At 54.9% G+C, this 1,485-nt stretch carries 1 protein-coding gene; it reads left to right on the top strand.

Annotation, left to right across the window (positions count from 1 at the left end; translation table 11 throughout):
* Window positions 1-156 precede the first annotated feature (156 nt).
* Complete coding sequence (locus ACQ4N7_RS30205; RefSeq protein WP_430715116.1) at window positions 157-1,482, top strand: IS4 family transposase; 1,326 nt, start codon at window positions 157-159, stop codon at window positions 1,480-1,482.
* Window positions 1,483-1,485 lie beyond the last annotated feature (3 nt).

Here is a 1,485-nt window from a genome sequence, read left to right as displayed (position 1 = left end):
CTACTAAGTACACATAAGTCATGTTGTAGTAGGATGCGGCAGTAATCATGGGGCAATCGCCGTGAAGAATCCTATTATGATTCACGCTGAAACGTTGGAGGGCAGTGCTTTTGGGGATCGTCGCCTGGAAAAAAGGGGGCGGCACTCTATGACTCGATGAGCCACGCGCAAACGGTGAGCATCCGCGCCATGAGCCGCAACCGAGCCGAGCAGGTGGGGTACTATCGCTTTCTGGAGAATCCAAGCGTGAGCGTTTCGGAATTGGTTAAGAGTGCAGCAGACCACTGCCAGCAACAGGTGGCGGGGCGTCATGTACTCGCCATCAGCGACAGCAGCGAAATCAATTTGCAGGCACAGGCCCGGCATCTACAGGCTGAAGACATTGGGGTTGTCGGCAACAATCGCGATGTTGGGTTTTTCCTCCATCCGACTTTAGTCGCCGATGCTGAGAGTGGGTTTCCCCTGGGCTTGAGTACGATTCAACTGTGGCATCGTGACCCAACCCGCCCCGACAAGCACCAGCGTCACTATTCTCAGTTACCGATTGAAGAGAAGGAGTCCTATAAGTGGCTGCTGTCTGCCGAACGCAGTCGTTCCAGCTTGATGGCTGGGGATGCGGTGTGTGTGACCCACGTCGGTGACCGTGAAAGCGATATCTATGAAGAGTTAGTTCGGGTTCCTGATGCCCACACGCACCTGTTAGTGCGCGCTTGCCGTGACCGACGACTGCACGATAGGGCCACGATGCTCTATGAGACGCTTAGTCAGCAACCGGTTCAGGGGACCTATGCCGTTGCGGTGATGGCTGATCCCCGCCGTCAACAAGAGACACGTGAAGCCTGGTTAGCAGTTCGCTTTACCTCAGTCACCCTGCGTCGTCCCCAGAAGGTTGATGCCCACGACTATCCTGAATCTGTCTCACTCTATGCCGTTGAGGCCAAAGAGGTGATGCCACCCCCTGGGGTAGAGCCGATTCATTGGCGTTTATTGACCACCCATCCAGTCAATACCGTAGAGCAAGCCTTACGAGTGATTCAATGGTATTGCTGGCGCTGGCAGATTGAACAGCTCTTCGCGCTGCTGAAGCGGGTCGGCCTTGACCTAGAATCCACCCGTTTGGAGTCGGTCAACGCCATTGAACGCCTCACCATCTTGGCCCTGATGGTGGCCCTGAGGATTCTCCAACTCAAAACAGGCAGAGCCGATGAAACCCTCTCTGCTTCGGTGACCTTTAGTGCTCAACAACAGCAGTGCCTGAAGCACCTGTTGCCGACGTTGCAGGGGCGAACCCAGAAACAGCAGAATCCCTTCTCCTCAGGTTCACTCCCTTGGGCTACTTGGCTCATCGCACGGTTGGGCGGATGGTCGGGCTATCGTTCGCAATCGCCACCCGGTATTCGCACTTTGAGCCAAGGACTCAAGAAATTTGAGGCCATATTTGAGGGATGGTCAATAGCTCAGGACTCATTTGTGTGTACTTAGTAG

The organism is Nodosilinea sp. AN01ver1 (assembly GCF_050565655.1).
Classification (GTDB): domain Bacteria; phylum Cyanobacteriota; class Cyanobacteriia; order Phormidesmidales; family Phormidesmidaceae; genus Nodosilinea.
The sequence above is the reverse complement of the archived record's forward strand: the minus strand, read 5'-3'. Positions and strand labels throughout refer to the sequence as shown.

Bases quoted from the DNA above. Each gene is read 5' to 3' on its own strand.
- ACQ4N7_RS30205 (WP_430715116.1), top strand. From the start codon at position 157: ATGAGCCACGCGCAAACGGTGAGCATCCGCGCCATGAGCCGCAACCGA.